This is a genomic window from Rhodopseudomonas sp. AAP120, from assembly GCF_001295845.1.
Classification (GTDB): Bacteria; Pseudomonadota; Alphaproteobacteria; order Rhizobiales; family Xanthobacteraceae; genus Rhodopseudomonas.
Map to the genome: position 1 here is coordinate 46,943 of NZ_LJIC01000074.1, position 20,870 is coordinate 67,812.

Consider the following 20,870-nt stretch of genomic DNA (forward strand, 5'->3'; position numbering starts at 1 on the left):
GATCAGGTCTTCGGCGGCGTCGCCCAGTACACTTCGTCGAGCGGTGATGCGACGCCCCAGATCGTGGTCGGCAGCGCGCTCAGCCCCTTGGCGAAAGCGTTGTAGTAGGGCGCGGCGTTGATGAAGTAGATCGGCACGTCCGACACCACGATCTTCTGGAACTCCGAATACAGCGCCTTGCGCTTCTCCGGCGAAGTCTCCTGCGCGGCCTTGCCGAGGATCTCGTCGACCTTCGGGTTGGAGTATTGCTGGGTGTTCGACCAGATGATGCCCTTGCGGATGTTCGACGTCAGATAGGTGCGATCGACGCCGATCACCGGATCGCCCCAGTTGAACACCGTGTCCATCGTCAGGTCGAAGTCGAAATTGGCGACGCGCTGCGCCCAGGTCGGGAAGTCGGGCGCGGCGCGGACTTCGAGGTTGATCCCGATCCGCTTCAGCGCCGAGCGCAGATATTCGGCGATGTTGCGCTGCTGCTCGTCATTGCCGGGGATGTAGTCGATCGTCAGCGTGGCGCGGGTGCCGTTGCCGTCCGGCTTCAGCCCGGCTTCGTCGAGCAGCTTGGTGGCCTTGGCGATGTCGAGCTTGTAGGTCTCGACCGCCTTCTCTTCGAACGGCGAGCCCGGCGCGATCGGGCCGGTCGACGGCAGCGCCTTGCCGCCCATCAGCTTGCCGACGATGAAATCGCGATTGGCCGCATAGGCGATCGCCTGGCGGACGCGCACGTCGTCGAGCGGCTTCTTCTTGGTGTTGAAGGCCAGCCAGTTCAGCGCGCCGAGACCGGCGAAGCCCTTGTCGGTCATGGTGATGTTCGGCGACTTCTGCAGCCGCTCGATGTCGCGCACGCCGGTGACGTAAGGCACCGCGTGGACCTCGCCGCGCTCGGCCGACACCATCAGAGCGTTCGGATCGGAGATCAGCCGCACCACGATCTTGTCGAGCTTGGGCCGGCCCGGAATGAAGAACTTGTCGAACTTCTCCAGCGTGTAGTACTCGCCCTGCTTGTAGTCGGCGAGCTTGTACGGGCCCGAGCCGACCGGCTTGAGGTTGGCTGGATGCGTCTTGACGTCCTGGCCGTCGCCATAGACGTGCTTGGGCAGGATCGGCATCAGCGCCGGCGACATCGCCAGCAGCAGCGCCGGATGCGGATGCGCCAGCTTGATCACCGCGGTGTGCGGGTCGGGCGTCTCGACGCTGTCGACCGCAGCCAGCATGGTCTTGAACGGATGGTTGGCCTTGATGGTCATGATCGAGAACGCGACGTCCTCGGAGGTGACCGGCTTGCCGTCGTGGAACAGCGCGTTGTCGACCAGCTTCAGCGTCACCGACAGCCCGTCGGGCGCGACCTCCCAGGACTTCGCCAGATAAGGCTGCGGATTCCAATTATCGTCGTAGCGCAGCGGGCTGGCGAAGATCTGCGTGCTCGGCATCGCGGTGGCGATACCGGACTGCACCGCGCCGTTGAAGTGACGCGGCACCTGCGTCGACCCCATCACCAGCGTTCCACCGCCGCCGGCGGACTGCGCGCGCGTTTCGAACGGCAGGCCCATCAGGGCGGCGCCGCCGAGAGCTCCGATAACAAAGGACCGCTTCGTCAACTTCATCGCTTTGAACTCCGCCATGAGGGGTCGAGATGGGTAGCTGTCGATCCGCAGGTGTTGCGCATCGACAGAATGAGTAGTCTGGGCGCGGCGCTCACGCCGCGGCTCCGGCCGCAAGCGCGCGGTCGAGAATCGCATCGATCACCGCCGGCTCCGGCAGATCGGCGGTACCGACGCCGACCAGCACGATGCCGGTCGTATCGGGCTGATCCGCGGGCACCAGCGACCATACACCTTCGACCATCTGAAACACCTGCGGCGACTCCTCGCCGTCGAGCCGGCACGAGCCTTTCAGCCGCAGCAGTTCCGGCGGCAGCGCCGCCACCGCGCCGGCGATCCGGGCGCGATCGAACGCGCCGTCGCGGCGATAGGCGAAGCTGCGGAAGGCCGCACCGTGGTCCGATGCCGCCGGCGAGTCGGCGCGAAACGCCGAGGCTTGCGCCGGCGTCTCGAGCGCGGCGAGTGTCGGCAGAGAGTCGCGGGTCGTCTCGACGATGCGCACGCCAGGACGCAGCGCGAAGACGGCAGCGCGAGCGGCGTCGCGCGCGGCAGCATCGACCAGGTCGGTCTTGGTCAGCAGCACGACGTCGCAGCGCTCGAACTGGCTGCGCACGGTGGCGCCGACGCGGGCATCGTCGATCAGCGCCGCGATCCGGCTGGCATCGGCCAGCACGATCACGCGGTCGAGCCGCAGCGTCGGTTCGATCAACGCGATCTCGGCGATCTTCCACGGATCGCCGACGCCGGAGGCTTCGATCACGATGCGCTCGAACGGCACCTCGGCATCGAGCACCTGGCACATCGTCTCGATGAAGCTGGTGCCGATGCTGCAGCAGATGCAGCCATTGGTCAGCGTCATGGTGGTGCCGTCGTGATCCTGGATCAGCGTCGCGTCGACGTTGATCTCACCGAAATCATTGACCAGCACCGCCGTGCGCGGTCCACCCGCGGCGAGCAGATGGTTGACGAACGTGGTCTTGCCAGCGCCGAGGAAGCCGCCGATCACCGTGACTGGAATGGTCGCGGTCGCTGTCCTCATGCGCGGGGCGCCTCCCGAACGACGCCGCCGACCACGGTGCCCCAGATCGCCACGTCCTTGAGCGTCTCTGGCGCCACGCTGAGCGGATCGTCTTCGAGCACGGCGAAGTCGGCGTATTTGCCGGTCTCGATGCTGCCGACCAGATGATCCATCTTCAGCGTGTAGGCGGCATCGACCGTGATGGCGGCGAGCGCCTGCTCCACGGTGAGCGCCTCGGTGTCGCGGCCGAGCACGCGGCCGCCCGAGGTGACGCGATTGACCGCGCACCAGGCGGTGAACAGCGGCGCCAGCGGTGTCACCGGCGCATCCGAATGGATCGCGAACGGCACGCCGATGCGGCGCGCGGTGCCGGTGGCGTCGATCCGCGACGCCCGCTCGGGCCCCATCGTCAGTTCGTAATGTGCATCGCCCCAGTAGTAGATGTGGTTGGCGAACAGATTGGCGCAAACGCCGAGGTTCTTCATCCGCCGGAACTGCGCCGCGTCCGCCATCTGGCAGTGCTGCAGCGTGTGGCGATGATCCGGCCGCGGCGCCGCGATCTGCGCGGCTTCGATGGCGTCGAGCGCCGCTTCGGTCGCCTCGTCGCCGTTGGTGTGGATATGCAGCTGCACGCCGGCGCGGTGATACTTGTCGACCAGCCGCGGCAGCTCTTCCGGCGCGATGTACCACAGGCCGTTGGCGGCGCCGTTGTGATAGCCGGGCCAGCGCAGCCGCGCGGTGAAGCCCTGGATCGAGCCGTCGACCACCAGCTTGACGATGCCGTAGTGCAGCTTGGCGCTGGGAGTGTCGCGCAGCTTCTCGAGCTTGGCGATCGCCTGCTCGGGCGTGTGCGACACCGCGGCGAGCGCTGGCACCAGGCGGACACCGAAATCGTCCTGGCTGGCGACGCTGCGATACACCTCGATGGTCGGATCGTTGAGATCGTTGTGCAGGTCGGTGACCGTGGTGACACCCTGCACGCAGGACGACGCCGCAAAGCGCCGCACGTCGGCCTCGGTGATGGTGCCGGCCAGCGGGTTGTGGCCAAGCGCGCGGAACAGCCGCATCCGCGCCGGAATGCCCTGCAGTTCGCCACTGGCGAGCCCGTCGGCGCCGGCGACCACGCCCGAGATGTCGGTCGCACGCAGCAGGTCGGCGAGCTCGAGCGTCGCGGTGTTGACGTTGTTGATGTGGAACGAGGCGTGGACCACCAGCACCGGCCGCTTGGTCGACACCCGATCGAGATCCTGTCGGGTCAGCATCTTGCCGCCGATATGCAGCGGATCGAATCCCCACGCGTAGAGCGGCGCGCCGTCGTCGGGCATCTCGGCTTCGGCTTGCTGCAACCGCGAGACGATCGACTCGATATCCGGCACGCCGGCGACCAGCTTGCCTTCCGGCGAACGGCGATCGAACGCGCCGACATAAGGCTGCTTCCACATCAGGCCTTCCATGATGTGGGCATGGCCCTCGACGAAGCCAGGCATCAGCACCTTGTCGGCGAAACGATTGTCGAGCCGCGCGCCGTTCACGCACAACTCATCGGCCGAGCCGGTCGCCACGATCCGTCCATCACGCACTGCAACATGCGTCGCGAACGGACGCATCGGGTTCATGGTGATGATCTTGCGGGCCGAGTAGACGACGGTGTCCTGATTCACGCTGCTGAGCCTTTCGAGCTTACAGTTGCGAGCGTGAAGCGATCCACCCGACCGCACTAGCGCCAGATGCCCCGCACGAATGGAGCCAGCACCCATCCGTCCAGCGCCGGGCTCAATGGCAGACTTCTTGCTTCTTGATTGCAAACCGACATACTCGGATTCCGCCTCGATGGATCCGCCCGCGTTGAGTAGGTTATATCGTCTTGGGAAAGCTCGCACAGCTCAGTTGCCAGGAAGCGCCGCGGAACGGAGCGCTTGATCCTTCAGCAAATGCCGCTTCCTTAGGCAACAGCGATGCGCTGTTCTGGGGCGCGTTGTTCCGCGGGATGGATCGTGGTGGCTCATTTCTGCAATTGCAGATCCGCCAGATCATCGTCACCGCGATCGAGGACGGCCGGTTGCCGCTCGGCATGCGAATGCCGTCGAGCCGCGATCTGGCTGCGGTGCTCAAGGTATCGCGCAACACCGTGGTGATCGCCTACGAGCAGCTGGTGGATCAGAACTTCCTGGTGTCACGGCAGCGCAGCGGTTACTTCGTCGCCGGCCTGTCGAAGAAGATCGCCACCGGCGCGGCCAAACCTTCGGAAGCCGCCAGTCGCGACGATGCACATTGGGCCGGGCGCTACGCGGTGCAGCCCTCGGCGCATCGCAACATCGTCAAACCGGCCGACTGGCAGGCGCAGCCGTACCCGTTCATCTTTGGCCAGTTCGATCCGAGCCTGTTCCCGACGAACGACTGGCGCGAATCGGCGCGCGCCGCGCTCAGCGTTCCCGAGATCAACAACTGGGCGCGCGACCTGATCGACGGCGATGATCCGGCGCTGATCGAGCAGCTGCAGCTGCAGGTTCTGCCGCGCCGCGGCATTCACGCGCGCTCCGACGAGATCATGATGACGATCGGCGCGCAGCACGCGCTGTATCTGATCGCGACGCTGTTCATCAACGATCGCACCCGCGTCGGCATCGAGGAACCGGGCTATCCGGATGCGCGCAACATCTTCCGGATGCTGACCCCGGACGTGGTGCCGCTACGTTCCGACGCGCAGGGCCTGCTGCCGGACGAAACGTTGCAGAGCTGCGCGCTGGCCTATGTCACCGCCAGCCATCAATGCCCGACCGCGACGGTGATGCCGCTGCAGCGGCGTCTCGAATTGCTGAAAGCCGCCGAGGCCGGCGACGTAGTGCTGGTCGAGGATGATTACGAAGGCGAACTGATGGCGGAGTCATCGACCCTGCCGCCGCTGAAGAGCCTCGATCACGCCAGCAACGTGCTGTATGTCGGCAGCCTGTCGAAGGCGCTCGCACCCGGGCTGCGGCTCGGCTACGTCGTGGCGCCGGCGCCGGTGATCCGTGAACTGCGCGCGCTGCGCCGGCTGATGCTGCGCCACCCGCCGCTCAACAACCAGCGCGTCGCCGCGCTGTTCATCGGCCTCGGCCACTATCGCTCGCATCTGCAGCAGGTCGGCCGCGTGCTGCTGGAGCGCGCCAAGCTGCTCGACCGGCTGCTGCCGCAATATCTGCCGGACTGCACGTTTTCGCGCGGCCCCGGCAGCACCAATTACTGGATCGCCTGCCCGCCCGGCACCGACGCCACCGCGCTGGCGCAGGCCGCGCTGGCGCAGGGCGTGGTGATCGAGCCCGGCGCGGTGTTCTCGATGGACGAAACCGCCAGTCGGCACTGCTTCCGGCTGGGCTTCTCGTCGATCCGCACCGACCGCATCGAAACCGGCATCCAGCGCCTCGGCGAAGTGATCGCCCAGCATCTGAAGGCGTAGCGGCCGCAGCTACGCGCCCAGCACCTCGCCGAACCGCAACCAGGCCTTGCCGTCCCATTTCTGCAACTGCACCTGGGTCAGCGGACGATAGTCGGTCGGACTGGTGTTGACGCGGATGCCGGGCAGCAGCGTCGGCAGCTCGACGTCCTTCAGATTGGTCGCCTGCGCCATGATGTTCTCGCGCGTCCAGCTGTCGCCGCACTGCGCCAGAACCTTCACCAGCGCCGACGCCGCCGTGTAGGCGTAGAGATTGTAGAAGTCGTCCTTGCTGCCTTCCGGGAAGTAGCTCTGCATGAAGGCGAGGAAATCCCTGATGCCCTTATCGTCGGTCCAGGCCGGATCGGCCACATCCTTGAGATAGGCGGATGAGATCACGCCGACCGCGTTCTCGGGACCGGCCGGGCTGATCGTGCCCGCGTAGGACGACGAGCCGCCGGTGATGTAGTGGCGGACCTGCCAGCGCGTCTCCGCGACTTTGCGGATCGCCTGCGCGGTGAATTTCGCAGTGGTGCCCGAGATCAGCGCATCGGGCGCAGCGGCGCGCAGCTGCAGGATCTGGGAATCGATCGTCGGTTCGGAGGTCTCATGCGAGATGGTGACGAGCTGACGGCCCTCGCGCTCGCCCAGCACGTCCTTGGCGCCGAGCACGAAGTCCTTGCCGAAATCGTCGTTCTGATACAGCACCGCGAACTTCGCGTCGGGTTTCTCGGCCAGCATGTGCTTGACGAAGATCGCCGCCTCGGTGCGCGCACTCGGCGCGAAGCCGATGCTCCACGGATGCGCCTTGTAGTCGCTCCATTTGTCGCCATTCACCGACAGGAACAGGTGCGGGATCTTCTTGGCGTTGGCGTATTTGACGATCGCCGAATTGGTCGCGGTGCCGAGATTGCTGAACAGCAGCGCCACCTCGTCGCTCTCGACCAGCTTGCGGGTCTGCTCCACGGTCTTGGCCGGATTGAAGGCGTCGTCGTAGTAGATGAACTCGATCTTGCGCCCGGCGATACCGCCGCGGTCGTTGATCATCTTGAAGTACGCGGCCTGGCAGCGCGCCTGCACCCCGTAGGCCGACACCGGCCCGCTCTGCGGCGAGGTGCTGCCGATGCGGATGCTGGTCGGCGTGATGCCGGTGGTGTCGGCCGCGTATGCTTTCAGCGACGTCGCCGCAAGCGTGGTGACGGCCGAGCCGATCAGAAATCGGCGACGGTTGATAGCTGTCATTGCGGCTCTCCCTTATCGTTCTTTTGTTTTTATCAGGTGTCGGGCTGGCGATTCGGCGTCACCAGAACCTTGATCATCGACTTCTCGGCGCGTAGCCGGTCGAAAATCTCGGGAAGCTCACTCAGCGACACGACGCGCGAAATCATCGCGGCGGCGGTCGCGGCGTGATCCGCCAGATAGCGGCTGACGTGATGGAAATCCGCCATCGTGTAGCCAAGCACGAATTTCAGCGTGGCTTCCTTGCGGATCGCGGCGCGCGGCAGCACCTTGTCCTCGGTCATGCAGACGCCGACGATCACGGCCCGGCCGCGCAGCGCCAGCACGTCGATGGTCTTCTGTAGAAACCCCGGCGCACCGACGCATTCGAACACGATGCCCGGCTCGCCGATGCCGAGCCGGTCCAGCGCCGCCGGCAGATCTTCGGCGATCGGATCGATCACCGCGACGGCGCCGATGTCGAGCGCGCAGGCGCGGCGGTTGGGATCCGGTTCGCTGACCACCACCCGGGCGGCACCGGCATCAAGAGCCATCAGCACGACGCCAAGCCCGATCGGCCCGCCGCCGATCACCAGCACATTGGCGCCCTGCATCGGGCCGCTGACGTCGACCGCATGGCGCGCCACGGCCAGCGGCTCCATTAACGCCCCCTCGCGCAAGCCGACGTCGTCCGGCAGGCGGATCGCTTGCGCGGCGCGGATCCGCACGTAGTCCGCATAGGCCCCCGGCAGATCGGGCCGGAAGCCCATGAAGCTGCCGTTGGCACAGGCCGCATCGCCGCCGCTGCGGCATGAGCCGCCCGCCGCGCAGGCGTCGCACAGCCAATACGGATTAGCCGCGACGCGGGTGCCGACCGGCCAGTCGGGCGACGTGGACTGCGCAACCTCGCCAGTGAATTCGTGCCCCATGATGGTGCCGGGCCGCAGCACGCCCGGCGTCTCGGCGGCGTGCAAATCCGAACCGCAGATGCCGGTGAACGCGACCTTGAGAAGTAGTTCGTTATCACCCAGTTCGGGCGCGGCGACGTCGCGCACGACGAGCCGCTCCCCGGTCTTTTCGAACACCGCCGCTTTCATGAGATCGCCTCCGGACTTGATGGTGACCGCTCACGCCTGCGGGCGGATCGGGATGTTCTCGTAGTAGGGAATCATGATCTCGCGCTTCTCGTCGCTGATCGTGCCGAGCGCCGCGACCGTGACCGGATGCACGACGTCCGGATCGATCATGATCTCGATGCAGGACGGCCGGCCCGACGCATAGGCGCGCGCGATCGCCGGCTCGATCTCGTCGAACTCGGTGACGCGCTCTGCGTGGCAGCCGAACGCGGCCGCGACGTCGGCGTAGTTGGTGCCGCGCAGTTCGCTGATCGCGCTGTAATTGGCGCCGTACATGATCTGCTGGCCGTGGATCGACATGCCCCAGATTTCGTTGTTGAGCACCACGGTGCAGATCGGCAGACGGTGCCGGCTCATCGTGTCGAACTCCTGGATGTGGAATCCCATCGCGCCGTCGCCGGTGATCTGCATCACCCGCTTGTCCGGATCGACCACCTGTGCGCCGATCGACTGGCCCGGTCCGGTGCCGAGGCAGCCGAGATAGCCGACGCCCTGGACGTGACCGGGCTGATTGACGCGCAGATGGAAAGCGGCCCAGCTCGCCGCTTCGCCGCCATCGAGCACGATCGCGGCGTCGGGCCCTGCCGCCCGCACTGCGGCCTCTGCGGCCCAGAACGGATGGATGCCTTTCGGCCCCTGCTTGTGCGGAAACATGCCGAGCATCTTGGCCGGCGCCTTGGTCACCGCCTCGATCCACGCCGGACGCTGCGGCCATGTCTCCGCCGTGGCGGCGGCTCGCAACGTGGTGAGCGCGGCGCCGACATCGGCGACGATCGGCAGTTCGACATGACGCAGACGGCCGAGTTCGGCGGCATCGCTGTGCACCTGAATCAGTTTGGCGTCGTCAGGAAAGAACGCAGTGCTGCGGCCGGCCAAGCGGAAGCCGAACCGCGTCCCGAGCAGCAGCGCGGCGTCGGGTCGCTGCGCGGACAGCAGCGCGAGATTGCCGACGATCTGACCGTTGAGCGGATGGCTGCTCGGAAATACGCCCATGCCGCGGGTGTTCGACACCACCGGAATCTGCGTGGCTTCGGCCAGCGCGACCAGGTCGTCGCGGCAGTCCGAATACCGCGCTTCGCCGCCGACCACGATCACCGGCCGTTCGCTCGCTTTCAGGATCGCGATGGCCGCCTTGATCTCGTCCGGATGCGGCGCCGGGCGGGGATTGATCGTGAGGCCGTGCGCGGGCCGGACGTCGTCCTTGTGGGCGCGCATGTGCAGCACGTCGATCGGCACATCGAGCAGCACCGCGCCGCGGCGGCCGGTGGTCGCCTTGCGGATCGCCAGCGCGGTGAGATCCGGGATACGCTCGGTGTTGGTGATGCGATGCGCGTATTTCACCATCGGCAGCGTGACGGCGATCTGATCGACGCCGCCTTGCAGCGCATTGGTCTCGGCCTCGCGCAGCGGCGGCGAGCCGACGATGAACAGCGTGGGAATGCTGTCGAGCTGCGCGTTCAGGATCGCGGTGACGCCATTGGTGAAGCCGGGTCCGGCGGTGATCACGCAGACGCCGAGCTTGCCGGTGGCGCGCGCATAGCCGTCGGCGGCGTGGCCGGCCGAGGATTCATGCCGGAAGTCGATCAGTCGGATGTCGTTTGCAATGCAGCCGCGATAGAAGGATTCGAGGTGACCGCCGTGGAGCGCGAACACGGTGTCGACGCCGGCGTCGCGGAGTGTGCGGGCCAGCAATTCGCCGCCCTCGAGCCAGTCGGCGGCCGGTGATGTCGCTGCGGACATGGGTGTTTCCTTTTGTTGTTGGTCGGCGCGAAGGGGCGGCTCAGGGCGCGGGCGCCAGATGCCCGAGGAAATTCGGCTGCCCGGTGCGGGCGGTCAGGCCACCATCGACCGCGAAGGCGACGCCGGTGACGTAGGACGCATCGTCGGACGCCAGGAAGGCGATCGCGCCGGCGATTTCCTCCGGAGAGCCGGCGCGGCCGAGCGGGATCGACCGGTCGTACTCCGCCATCACGGCCGCATTGTCCCGCAGCTTCAGCGACAGCGGCGTGGCGATCAGGCCCGGGCACACCGCGTTCACACGGAGCCCCTCGCGGCTGTAGTCGAGCGCCATGTTGCGGGTAAGATTGATCACCGCGCCCTTCGCGGCGTTGTAGGCGGCAAAACCGTAGTCCCCGAACAGGCCGGAGATCGACGCGGTGTTGACGATGTTGCCGCGCGTCTGGATCAGATGCGGGATCGCGGCGCGGCTGGCATGAAAGATCGAGTCGACGCAGATCCGGAAGACCCGCTGCCAGGCCTCCGGCGTCACCTCGGTGATCCGCCCGAATGCGCCCATGCCGGCGTTGTTGATGAGGATATCGAGCCGCCCCTGCTCGCGCGCTGCGACGTCGATCAGCTCCGAGACCTGCTCCGGCACGGTGACGTCGGCCACCACCGTCGAAATCCGGTCAGCAACGTCGGCCAATGCTTCGGCCTGTCGTGCCAGACCGTCCTGATCAATATCGGAAAGATAAACGTGCGCGCCTTCGCGCGCGAGGCGGGCAGCCGTGGCTGCGCCAATGCCCGATGCGGCTGCCGTGACGACAGCCACCTTGCCGTTGAAACGCATGACGATGCGTCCTCCCGAAGTCCGCGCCGCTTGGCAGCTGCGGTGTGACGTTGACCGTCACTTTTGATATAACGCGTTATATCAATTGCCGAGGCTGACCGTCAAGGCGTGGCAAGTGACCCGATCGCCGCAGGCGATTTCGCGAATGCCGCGCGGGCGACTACAACAATCAGCTCAGGTCACGGATACAGGACTGCCCCATTGCCCCCACGCGAGCAGGCCCGCGAAGAGCTCCGGCAGAAGATCATCGCCGGCGCGCGCGCGTTGCTGTCCGAAACCGAGTCGGCGGAGTTCTCGATGCGGGCGCTGGCCGCCCGGGCCGACGTCGCGCATATGACGCCCTACAACGTGTTCGGCTCCAAACAGGCCGTACTGCTCGCCGTGCTGGACGCCGACATGGCCGACTTCACCCGCGCGGTGCAGCAACGCGACGTCGCCGATCCGCTGGCCGAACTCTACGAAGTGGTCGGCCTATGCGCCGAGTTCTGGTTTTCCGACCCGGTCTTCTACAAAACGCTGTATCGTGAGCTCCTCGACCTCAAGGGCGCGCCGCATCAGGCGCTGGCGACGCCGCTGCGCGACGGGTTCTGGCGGCGGCTGACGCATGCCCTGGCGGAGCACGGTTATCTGCAGGCTTTCGTCGCCGAGGCGCCGCTGGCGATGAACCTGCGCCGCATCGCCCTGCAGGCGATCAGCGTCTGGATCTCCCGCGATCTGTCTAAACCCGAGGTCGAGGCCGAGCTCGGCTACAGCACGTCGCTGGCGCTGCTCGGCGTCACCACCGCGGCGGCCTCCGACCGCGTGCGCGAGCGGCTGCTCACCTACCAGAGCGTCCTGACCGCGGCCGAGGCGAGCCGGAGCACAGCCGAGACCGGCAACTAGCACGGAACTTGCTTTGGTGCGTCCGACATGGATGCCGCATGAACCTGATCAGTCTTGATATCCGCATGCTCCGGTCGCTGATCTCGGTGGTCGAGACCGGCAGCATCACCGAGACCGCGCGCCGCCTGGGCCGCACTCAGCCGGCGATCACGCTGCAATTGCAGCGGCTCGAAGAGCTGACCGGCAAACAGCTGTTCCTCCACAGCGGCCGCCGGCTGACGCTGACGGAGGACGGGACGATGGTCCTGACCTACGCCAAATCGATCCTCCGGCTGCACGACGAACTGATTTCCCAGCTCGCCTCGCAGGAGATCGAAGGCCAGGTCGTGCTCGGCACGCCCGATCTCTACGCAGCCTTCATGCTGCCGTCGATCCTCGCCGTCTTCCGCAAATCGTTTCCGCGCATCCAGGTCGAACTCAACTGCGCGCTGTCGACGCCGCTGGTCGGGCTGGTGAAACGCGGTGACGTCGATATCGCCCTGGTGACGAGGATGAACGACTTCACCGGCGGCCAGGTGGTCCGGCACGAACAGCTGGTGTGGATGACCGGCGAGCACTCGCGGGCACATCTCGAACAGCCGATTCCGCTGGCGCTGCTGCCGTCGGGAAACATCTACCGCGACTACGCGATCGACGCGCTGGAGCGCGCCGGGCTGCGCTGGCGCATCGCCTGCGTCAGCGAAAGCGTCGGCGGCTTGCAGGCCGCCGCCTTTGCCGGCATGGCCGTGACCGTGATGGGCCGCAGCGCGCTGGTGCCGACGATGCGCGAGATCGGCGCCGCCGAGGGCCTGCCGCCGCTGCCGAAGGTCGAACTGCTGCTGTACAAATCCAGCGCCGCGACCTCGAAGGCCGCGACCGCATTGCACGATTATCTGGCGCACTATCTGCGCCTGGACGAGGACCTCGGCGCCCGCGGCACGCCGATCGAGCTGTCCTGAGCGGCGGCCGGTTCAGCCGCGCTGCGACGGCCACATCGCGGCCCAGGGCCGGGCGCGTTCGAATGCCGCCGCCACGCGGAAGATCGTCGGCTCGTCCAGCCATGGCGCCACGATCTGCAGCCCGATCGGCAGGCCGTCGCGATCGAAGCCGCACGGCACCGTCGCGGCCGGCAGGCCGGCCAGGTTGATCGGCCAGGTGAACGGCGACCAGCCGAGATGCGGATCGACATCGACACTGTCGATGCGGCCGACTCCGAGCGTCCCCGCCTCGAACGCCGTGACCGCAACCGTGGGCGTCACCAGCACGTCGACGCGCTCGAACAGTTTCAGGAAGGCGCTGCGGGCCTGACCGCGCCGATAGCCGGCTTCGATATAGTCGGTGCCGCTGTAGCTGCGGCCGAGATCGACGACGGCGCGATACTCCGCCTCCGAACTCGCCAGTTCCTCCGCACTGCGCGCCGCGACCGCGGCAGCCTGTTCGGTGAAGGCGATCGGCTTCAGCGTGTGGTCGAGGATGCCGGGATCGAGTGCAGGACCATCGCGCCTGACCGCGGCGCCGCAGGCCTCCAGCACTCGCACCGCCTCTGTGAAAGCGGCGCGCACCTCTTTGCTGACCGCCGCGTAGCCGAAATCCACACTGGCGCCGATGCGCAGGCCGTCGAGCGGCGCGGCATCGGCATCGAACCGGCGCGACGGCACTGGCAGGCTCGCGGCGTCGCGCGGATCGAAGCCAGCGATCAGTCCGAGCACCAGCGCCGCATCGGCGACCGTGCGGGTGATCGGCCCGGTATGCGCCAGCGACGCCCAGGACGGCGGCGCGAAGCCCGGCGAACGCGGCACCAGGCCGAAGGTCGGCTTCAACCCGAACACGCCGCAGAACGACGACGGCACCCGGATCGACCCGACGCCGTCGGTGCCGATCGCGATCGGGCCACAGCCCGCCGCCACCGCCGCCGCCGCGCCGCCGCTCGAGCCGCCGCTGGTGCGGGTGGTATTCCACGGGTTGCGGGTGATGCCCGACACCGGGCTGTCGGCGGTGAGTTTGTACCCGGACTCACAAGTCGTGGTCTTGCAGGTGAGGATCGCCCCGGCGGCCTTCAGCGCCTCGACCACCGCGGCATCGGCCTGCGGTACGAACGCCTTGTTTATCGGCGAGCCCGCATAGGCCGGCACGCCGGCCACATAGACCAGATCCTTGATCGTCACCGGCACGCCGGCGAGCGGCCCGCAGGCCTCGCCGGACTGCATCGCCTTGCTGAGGCGATCCGCCTCCGCCCGCGCCTGCTGATACATCGGCGTGACCACCACGTTGCAGGCGGCATCGGTCGCCTCCAACGCAGTAATCACGTCGTCGACGACGTCGCGTGGCGTGAAGGCCTTGCGCCGATAGCCGTCGATCAGCTCGACCGCGGACAGGGCGCCGAGCCCGGCGGACGCCGACAGGCGCGTCGCGACAGGAGAACCGTCAGTCATCATGTATCTCGCAGTTCAGGCCAGGGCCGCGTCGACCGCGCGCTTGGCCATTACGGTGACCAGATGGGCGCGATAATCGGCTTCCGCATGGATGTCGGAGGTCAGGCCCTCGGTATCGATCTTGATCGCCGCGATCGCCGAAGGATCGAAATGCTGCGTCAGCGCCTGCTCCATCGGCGGCACCCGGAACACGCCCGGGCCGGCGCCGGTGACGGCGACGCGCACGCCCTCGGCAAATTGCGCCACGAACACCCCGACCAGCGCATAGCGCGAGGCCGGTGCCTTGAACTTGGCGTAGCCGGCCTTGAGCGGCACCGGAAACCGCAGCGCCGTGATGATCTCGCCGTCGCGCAGCGCGGTTTCGAACAAGCCGACGAAGAACTGATCGGCCGGGATCTCGCGCATATTCGTCACGACAGTCGCGCCGAGCCCGAGCACGGCGGCCGGATAGTCCGCAGACGGATCGTTGTTGGCGACCGAGCCGCCGATCGTGCCGCGATTGCGCACCGCCGGATCGCCGATCAGCGACGCCAGCGTCGCCAGCGCGGGCAGCCGCTCCGCCAGAAGGGTGGAGCGCGCGACTTCCGCATGCCGGGTCATCGCCCCGATGGTGATGGTGGCGCCTTCGTCCGTGATGCCGGAAAGGCCCGGCAGCTTCGACAGGTCGATCAGCGCCGGCGGCGTCGCGAGCCGCTGCTTCAGCGTCGGGATCAGGGTCATGCCGCCGGCGACGAGCTTGCTGTCTTCGACGGCTGCGAGCAGTCCGGCCGCCTCGGGGATCTGGCTCGGCTGGTGATAGGCGAACGATTTCATTGTGGTGTTCTCCTTACTCGGCGGCGATCGGCAGCGACGCGTTCTGCAGCAGGCGCCAGATCCGGTTCGGGGTCGCCGGCATGTCCACATGGGTGACGCCGAGATGCGACAGCGCGTCCACCACCGCGTTGATCACCGCCGCGGGCGAGCCGATGGTGCCGACCTCGCCGCACCCCTTCACGCCCATCGGCGTGTGGGTGCACAGCGTCGAATGCGTCGCGATGTTCATCATCGGCATGTGATCGGCGCGCGGCATGCAGTAGTCCATCAGCGAGCCGGACAGCAGTTGTCCCGAACCATCGTCATAGACGGCGTTCTCATACAGCGCCTGGCCGACGCCCTGGACGATGCCGCCGTGCAGCTGGCCTTCGACGATCATCGGATTGATCACGGTGCCAACGTCGTCGACCGCCGTGTAGTTCAGCAGCTCGACCACGCCAGTCTCGGGATCGATCTCGACCTCGGCGATATGGCAGCCGCCCGGATAGGTGAAGTTGACCGGATCGTAATAGGCCTGCTCTTCGAGCCCCGGCTCCAGCACTTCGAGCGGATAATTGTGCGGCACATAGGCGGCGCCGGCGATCTCCTCGAAGGTCTTGACGCGGTCGGTGCCTGCCACCGAGAATTTTCCGGCTTCGAAATGGATGTCCTGCTCGCTGGTCTCGAGCAGATGCGCGGCGATCTTCTTGCCCTTGACGATGACCTTGTCGGCGGCCTTGGACAGCGCCGCGCCGCCGACCACCAGCGAGCGCGAGCCGTAGGTGCCCATGCCGAACTGGACGCGGTCGGTGTCGCCGAACACGATATCGACGTTGTCGAACGCCACGCCGAGCTTCTCCGAGACGATCTGCGCGAACGTGGTCTCGTGACCCTGGCCGTGATTGTGGGTGCCGATCAGCACCGTCACCTGCCCGCCCGGATGCACCCGGACCGTGGCGCTCTCGTAAAGGCCCCCGCGCGCGCCGAGCCGTCCGGCGAAGCGCGACGGCGCGAGACCGCAGGCCTCCACATAGGTCGAGTAGCCGAGGCCGCGGAATTTGCCGCGCTTGGCGGACTCCGCTTTGCGCGCGCCGAAGCCGGCGACATCGGCGGTGGCCAGCGCGCCGTCGAGGCAGCCCATCGGATCGCCGGAATCGTACTGCACCAGCACCGGCGTCTGATACGGATAGGCTTCCTTCGGGATCATGTTGCGACGGCGGATCTCGACGCGGTCGATCCCCATCTCGGCGGCCGCGACGTCGACCATGCGCTCCAGCACGAAGGTCGCTTCCGGCCGGCCCGCACCGCGATAGGCGTCGACCGGCACGGTGTTGGTGAACACCACCTTGACGTTGCAGTAGATCGCCGGCGTCGTATAGACGCCGCCGAGCAGCGGCGCGTACAGATTGGTCGGAATGTTCGGCCCGAAGGTCGACAGATAGCCGCCCATATTGGCGAGCGTCTTGACCCTGAACGCGAGAAACTTGCCGGTCTCGTCGAGCGCCAGTTCGGCCTCGGTGACGTGATCGCGGCCGTGGCGGTCCGACAGATAGCCTTCCGAGCGGCTCGCCACCCATTTCACCGGTCGCATCACGCGCTTCGCCGCCCAGGCCAGCGCGGCTTCCTCGCCATAGTGGAATTGCTTGACGCCGAAGCCGCCGCCGACGTCCGGCGCGACGACGCGGACCTTGTGCTCGGGCACCTTCAGCACCAGGCCGCTCATCAGCGTGCGGACGACGTGCGGAAACTGGCTGGTGGTCCACAGCGTGTGCTGGCCGGTGCCGGGATTGTAGTCGGCGACTGCGGCGCGCGGCTCCATCGGATTGCCGATCAGGCGATTATTGACCAAGCTCAGCTTGGCGATATGCGCGGCCTTGCGAAACGCGCTTTCGACCGCGGCCTTGTCGCCGAGCTCCCAGTCGCAGCAGATGTTGTTCGGAATATCGTCGAACAATTGCGGCGCGCCGGGCGCGACCGCATCGAGCACGCCGACCACCGAGGGCAGCACGTCGTAGTCGACGTCGAGCAGCTCGGCGGCGGCATTGGCCTGTTCCGGCGTCTCGGCGATCACCAGCGCCACCATGTCGCCGACGAAGCGGACCTTGCCTTGTGCCAGCACCGGGAACGGCGGCTCCTTCATCGGCACGCCCTGGGCGTTGCTGATACCCCAGCCGCAAGGCAGCGTGCCGAGTCCGTCGGCCGCAGCGTCCTCACCGGTCAGGATCGCAACCACGCCCGGCGACGCCAATGCGGCGGACTTGTCGATTCCGCGCAGCACCGCATGGCCGTGCGGCGAGCGCACGAACACACCGGCGGTCATGCCGGCGATCTTGATATCGGACACGTAGTTGCCGCGTCCGGTGAGGAAGCGCTGGTCTTCCTTGCGCTTCGGAGCCGCGCCGATGCCGATCACATTGCTCATGGTCACTCTCCCCCGGCGGCGTGCATGGCGGCGGCGCCGGCCATCACCGCGACGACGATGTTCTGATAGCCGGTGCAGCGGCAGATATTGCCTTCGAGGCCGTGGCGAACCTCGGCTTCGGTCAGGTTCGGCTTGTCCTGCGCCAGCGCGATCGCGGTCATCAGCATGCCGGGCGTGCAGAAGCCGCATTGCAGGCCGTGATGCTCGCGAAACGCCTCCTGCATCGGATGCAGCCGGTTCGACCCGGGCTCGCCCTGCAGGCCCTCAATGGTCAGCAGCGCGGCGCCGTCGAGGCTCGGCGCCAGTAGCGTGCAGCTCTTCACCGGCACGCCGTCAAGATGCACCACGCAGGCGCCGCATTGGCTGGTGTCGCAGCCGACATGCGTGCCGGTGAGGTCGAGCTGTTCGCGCAGCAGATCGGCGACCAGCATGGACGGCTCGGCCTCCACGGTGGTCGGCCGGCCGTTGAGGGTGAAGGATATCTGCACGATCGGAACTCCTTGATGCGCGACGAACGGGTTCAGGCGAGAGGCCGGGCGAGATCGGTCGGCCAGGTGGCGACGACGACGTCTCCGACAGCGAGCGGATCGGCGAAGAAGGTCTTTTCCGGCACGTAGGCGACGAACTCGTCGTCCGGCACGGTGTCGAGCATCACCTTGACGAAATAACCCTGATACTCGATCGCCAGCACGCGGCTCGGCAGCGAGGTCGAGCAGCCCGCCGGCAACGTTCCGCCAGGGCGGATCAGCGCGACGTCGTCGCGGCGGATGGCGATGTCGATCTTGTCGCCGACGCCGAGGCTGGAGCGCACCCGCAGCGGCACTTCGATCGCGCTCGAGGCGGCCTGGCCCAGCACGAAGCTGGCGCCGTTGACCTTCTGGACCCGGCCGGACAGCACGTTCTGTCCGCCCATGAATTCGGCGACGTAGCGATCGTGCGGCTGAGCATAGACCTCGCGCGCCGGGCCGGCCTGCTTGATCCTGCCGTTGTCCATCACCACCACGAGGTCGGCGAGCGCGATCGCCTCGAGCTGCGTATGCGTGACGTGGATGAAGGTGATGCCGAGTTCGCGCTGCATCCGCCGCAGTTCCTGGCGCATCTGGACGCGGAGCTGTTCGTCGAGCGCCGACAGCGGCTCGTCGAGCAGCAGCACCCGCGGCTCGGTGATCGCCGCCCGCGCCAGCGCCACGCGCTGCTGCTGGCCGCCGGAGAGTTGCGCCGGCAGGCGGTCGGCGAATTTGGTGAGCCGCACCTTCTCGATCATCGCGTCGGCGGCGCGCAGCCGGTCGGCCTTGGCCATGCCGCGGACCCGCAACGCAAACGCGATGTTGTCGCGCACCGTGAGATGCGGAAACAGCGCGTAGGACTGGAACATCATCGCGGTGCGCCGCTGCACCGGCGGCAGGCCGACGACGTTGTGGCCGCCGATCAAGATCTCGCCGGCGGTCGGGTCCTCGTGACCGGCGATCATCCGCAGGATCGTGGTCTTGCCGCAGCCCGACGGGCCGATGAAGCAGCAATAGGCGCCGTCGGCAATCTTCAGATTGACGCCGTCGACGACGTTGCTCATGCCGTCGAAGCTCTTGCAGACGCCCGCCAGTTCGATATCGCCACGTTCGATCTTCATCCAGCCAACTCCTAACCGTGCGCCGCGCCGCCACCGCGTCGCTTCTGGATCAGCACGATGGTGCCGAGCCCGACGCCGATGACGATGAAGGAGACGATCGTCGTCACCGTGCCGAGCGCGTAGAGCGACGGCGACGTGACGTTGAGCGTCATGCTCCAGATTTCGAGCGGCAGCGTATTGAGCGATCCCGCCGTCTGCAGGCTGCGGGCGAATTCGTCGTAGGACAGCGTGAAGCCGAACAGCGCGACCGCGACCAGACCGGGCGCCAGCACCGGAATCATCACCAGCCGGACGGTCTGCCAACGGCTGGCGCCGAGGTCGTAGGCGGCTTCTTCCCAGGCGTTGTTGAAGCGCGACATCACCGCGAACATCACCAATACGCCGAACGGCAGCGTCCATGATAGCTGTGCGCCGAGCGCCGACGTGTACCAGGCAGCATTGAGGCCGAGCGCCTGGAACAGCAGTCCGGTGCCGAGGCCCAGCACCAGGCCGGGGGCCACCAGGCTGCCGATCATCATGGTGAACACCGCGCTGTCGCCGACGAAGCGGCGGCGGAAGCCGAGGCCGGCGAGGAACGACACCACCACGGTGATCACCGTGACGATCATCGCCAGCTTGATCGAGCGATCGAACGAGCCTTTGACGTCGCCGGTGCGCGCCTGGGTGGCGAGATCGACGAACCAGTGCAGCGAGTGGCCCTTCATCGGAAACACCAGGCCGCCGCGGATATCCTGAAACGACAGGATGTAGATGCAGATCATCGGGCCGTAGAGCGCCAGCACGTAGAGGGCAAACAATCCGGCCAGCACGTAGAACGTCCACGGCCGCTGACCGCGGCTCGGCGCGATCGCCTTGCTGGCCGCCGGCTCGATCGTCTCGGCAGTATCGACCACTGCGGTGCTCATCGGGTAATCTCCCGGCGGATATCGACGGTGCGCAGGATCAGCGCCACCACGCCCATCAACACCAGAGTCAACAGAACTGCGCTGGCCGCCGCGGTCGGATATTGCAGCACGCCGACGTCCTCGTAGAACGCACTGACCACCGAGGCCGAACCGCCACCGGACATCACCTTCACCACGAAGAAGTCGCCCATCACGATCGAGACCACGAAGATGCTGCCGAGCGCGATGCCGCTCTTGGACATCGGCACCACGATGTGACGCATGATCTCGAAGCGGCTGGCGCCGGCGTCGATCGCGGCCTCGATCACCCGCTTGTCGATGCGCGCCATCGAATTGAAGATCGGCACGATCATGAAGATCGTCAGCTGATGCACATAGGCGATCACCACCGCGAGATCGGAGAACAACAGCACATCGAGTGGCTGGCGGATGACGCCGGTCGCCATCAGCGCCTCGTTGATCAGGCCTTCCTTGCCGAGCAACGGGATCCAGGAAATCATCCGGATGATGTTCGAGGTCCAGAACGGCACCGTGCAGATCAGGAACAACCCGATCGCCAGCAGCGGATTGCGGACGTGAAACACCAGGAAGTAAGCGACGAAGAAGCCGATCAGCAGCGTGAACAGCCAGGTCAGCACGGTGAACTTGATCGTCGCCAGATACAGCTTCAGCGTCAGCGCCGAGCTCAGCACCTCGACGTAGTTGGACAGCGTGAAGCCCGGCGTCAGGCCGCCGAAGCCGTCGGTGGTGAACACGCTCGCCGCCACCACCACCAGGATCGGCGCCACGAAGAACGGCACCAGCACCAGAACCAGCGGCGAGACGTACAACCACCCGGCAAGGTTGGCGCGTGGCAAGGGAGAATTCGACTGCATCG

The 20,870-nt window shown here is 66.8% G+C and carries 17 protein-coding genes; 3 read left to right on the plus strand and 14 right to left on the minus strand.

Features of this window, described 5'->3' with window-relative positions:
• Positions 1-2: 2 nt before the first annotated feature.
• The 3 genes from IP86_RS13470 to IP86_RS13480 form a co-directional block, all read right to left on the minus strand.
• Positions 3-1,604: an ABC transporter substrate-binding protein gene (locus IP86_RS13470; protein WP_054163098.1), complete on the minus strand. Its 1,602-nt coding sequence runs from the start codon at positions 1,602-1,604 to the stop codon at positions 3-5.
• A 91-nt stretch (positions 1,605-1,695) separates the two neighbouring features.
• Complete coding sequence (locus tag IP86_RS13475) at positions 1,696-2,640, minus strand: CobW family GTP-binding protein (RefSeq protein ID WP_054163042.1); 945 nt, start codon at positions 2,638-2,640, stop codon at positions 1,696-1,698.
• Entirely contained in the window at positions 2,637-4,280 is a 1,644-nt protein-coding gene (locus IP86_RS13480; RefSeq protein WP_156332498.1) for an amidohydrolase, read from the minus strand. Before IP86_RS13480 ends, IP86_RS13475 begins: the two co-directional genes overlap by 4 nt.
• A 326-nt stretch (positions 4,281-4,606) precedes the next feature.
• On the opposite strand from IP86_RS13480, the gene pdxR reads away from it, so the two are divergent.
• Complete coding sequence (gene pdxR / locus IP86_RS13485) at positions 4,607-6,055, plus strand: MocR-like pyridoxine biosynthesis transcription factor PdxR (protein WP_245290614.1); 1,449 nt, start codon at positions 4,607-4,609, stop codon at positions 6,053-6,055.
• A gap of 9 nt (positions 6,056-6,064) precedes the next feature.
• Here pdxR and IP86_RS13490 read toward each other — a convergent pair whose 3' ends face one another.
• Genes IP86_RS13490 through budC form a run of 4 tightly spaced genes read right to left on the minus strand, consistent with a single transcriptional unit; the run spans position 6,065 to position 10,954 of the window.
• The gene (locus IP86_RS13490; RefSeq protein ID WP_054163044.1) at positions 6,065-7,273 is read right to left on the minus strand and encodes an ABC transporter substrate-binding protein; all 1,209 of its coding nucleotides are present in this window, start codon (positions 7,271-7,273) and stop codon (positions 6,065-6,067) included.
• 32 nt (positions 7,274-7,305) lie between these two features.
• Complete coding sequence (locus IP86_RS13495) at positions 7,306-8,346, minus strand: alcohol dehydrogenase catalytic domain-containing protein (RefSeq protein ID WP_054163045.1); 1,041 nt, start codon at positions 8,344-8,346, stop codon at positions 7,306-7,308.
• 30 nt (positions 8,347-8,376) lie between these two features.
• Positions 8,377-10,125 (minus strand): thiamine pyrophosphate-binding protein, encoded by a 1,749-nt coding sequence (locus IP86_RS13500; RefSeq protein WP_054163046.1) that lies wholly within the window; start codon positions 10,123-10,125, stop codon positions 8,377-8,379.
• Between the two features lie 40 nt (positions 10,126-10,165).
• Complete coding sequence (gene budC, locus IP86_RS13505; RefSeq protein ID WP_054163047.1) at positions 10,166-10,954, minus strand: meso-2,3-butanediol dehydrogenase; 789 nt, start codon at positions 10,952-10,954, stop codon at positions 10,166-10,168.
• Between the two features lie 201 nt (positions 10,955-11,155).
• Between budC and IP86_RS13510 the strand changes: the two genes are divergently transcribed.
• Both IP86_RS13510 and IP86_RS13515 read left to right on the plus strand, forming a co-directional pair.
• Positions 11,156-11,836: a TetR/AcrR family transcriptional regulator gene (locus tag IP86_RS13510; RefSeq protein WP_054163048.1), complete on the plus strand. Its 681-nt coding sequence runs from the start codon at positions 11,156-11,158 to the stop codon at positions 11,834-11,836.
• Between the two features lie 38 nt (positions 11,837-11,874).
• The gene (locus IP86_RS13515) at positions 11,875-12,774 is read left to right on the plus strand and encodes a LysR substrate-binding domain-containing protein (protein WP_054163049.1); all 900 of its coding nucleotides are present in this window, start codon (positions 11,875-11,877) and stop codon (positions 12,772-12,774) included.
• Between the two features lie 12 nt (positions 12,775-12,786).
• Here the strand turns inward: IP86_RS13515 and IP86_RS13520 are convergent, their stop codons facing one another.
• The 7 genes from IP86_RS13520 to IP86_RS13550 are packed head-to-tail and all read right to left on the minus strand — an operon-like array spanning position 12,787 to position 20,868.
• Positions 12,787-14,247, minus strand: coding sequence for an amidase (locus IP86_RS13520; protein ID WP_054163100.1), 1,461 nt, complete (start codon positions 14,245-14,247; stop codon positions 12,787-12,789).
• Between the two features lie 15 nt (positions 14,248-14,262).
• Positions 14,263-15,060: an FAD binding domain-containing protein gene (locus IP86_RS13525; protein ID WP_054163050.1), complete on the minus strand. Its 798-nt coding sequence runs from the start codon at positions 15,058-15,060 to the stop codon at positions 14,263-14,265.
• Between the two features lie 13 nt (positions 15,061-15,073).
• Entirely contained in the window at positions 15,074-17,461 is a 2,388-nt protein-coding gene (locus tag IP86_RS13530) for a xanthine dehydrogenase family protein molybdopterin-binding subunit (protein ID WP_054163051.1), read from the minus strand.
• 2 nt (positions 17,462-17,463) lie between these two features.
• Positions 17,464-17,949: a (2Fe-2S)-binding protein gene (locus tag IP86_RS13535; RefSeq protein WP_054163052.1), complete on the minus strand. Its 486-nt coding sequence runs from the start codon at positions 17,947-17,949 to the stop codon at positions 17,464-17,466.
• A gap of 32 nt (positions 17,950-17,981) precedes the next feature.
• Complete coding sequence (locus tag IP86_RS13540; protein WP_054163053.1) at positions 17,982-19,088, minus strand: ABC transporter ATP-binding protein; 1,107 nt, start codon at positions 19,086-19,088, stop codon at positions 17,982-17,984.
• An 11-nt stretch (positions 19,089-19,099) separates the two neighbouring features.
• Positions 19,100-19,993, minus strand: a complete 894-nt coding sequence (locus IP86_RS13545; RefSeq protein ID WP_054163054.1) for an ABC transporter permease — start codon at positions 19,991-19,993, stop codon at positions 19,100-19,102.
• Positions 19,990-20,868, minus strand: a complete 879-nt coding sequence (locus IP86_RS13550) for an ABC transporter permease (RefSeq protein ID WP_054163101.1) — start codon at positions 20,866-20,868, stop codon at positions 19,990-19,992. The genes IP86_RS13545 and IP86_RS13550 overlap by 4 nt, the downstream gene beginning before the upstream one ends.
• Between the last annotated feature and the right edge of the window lie 2 nt (positions 20,869-20,870).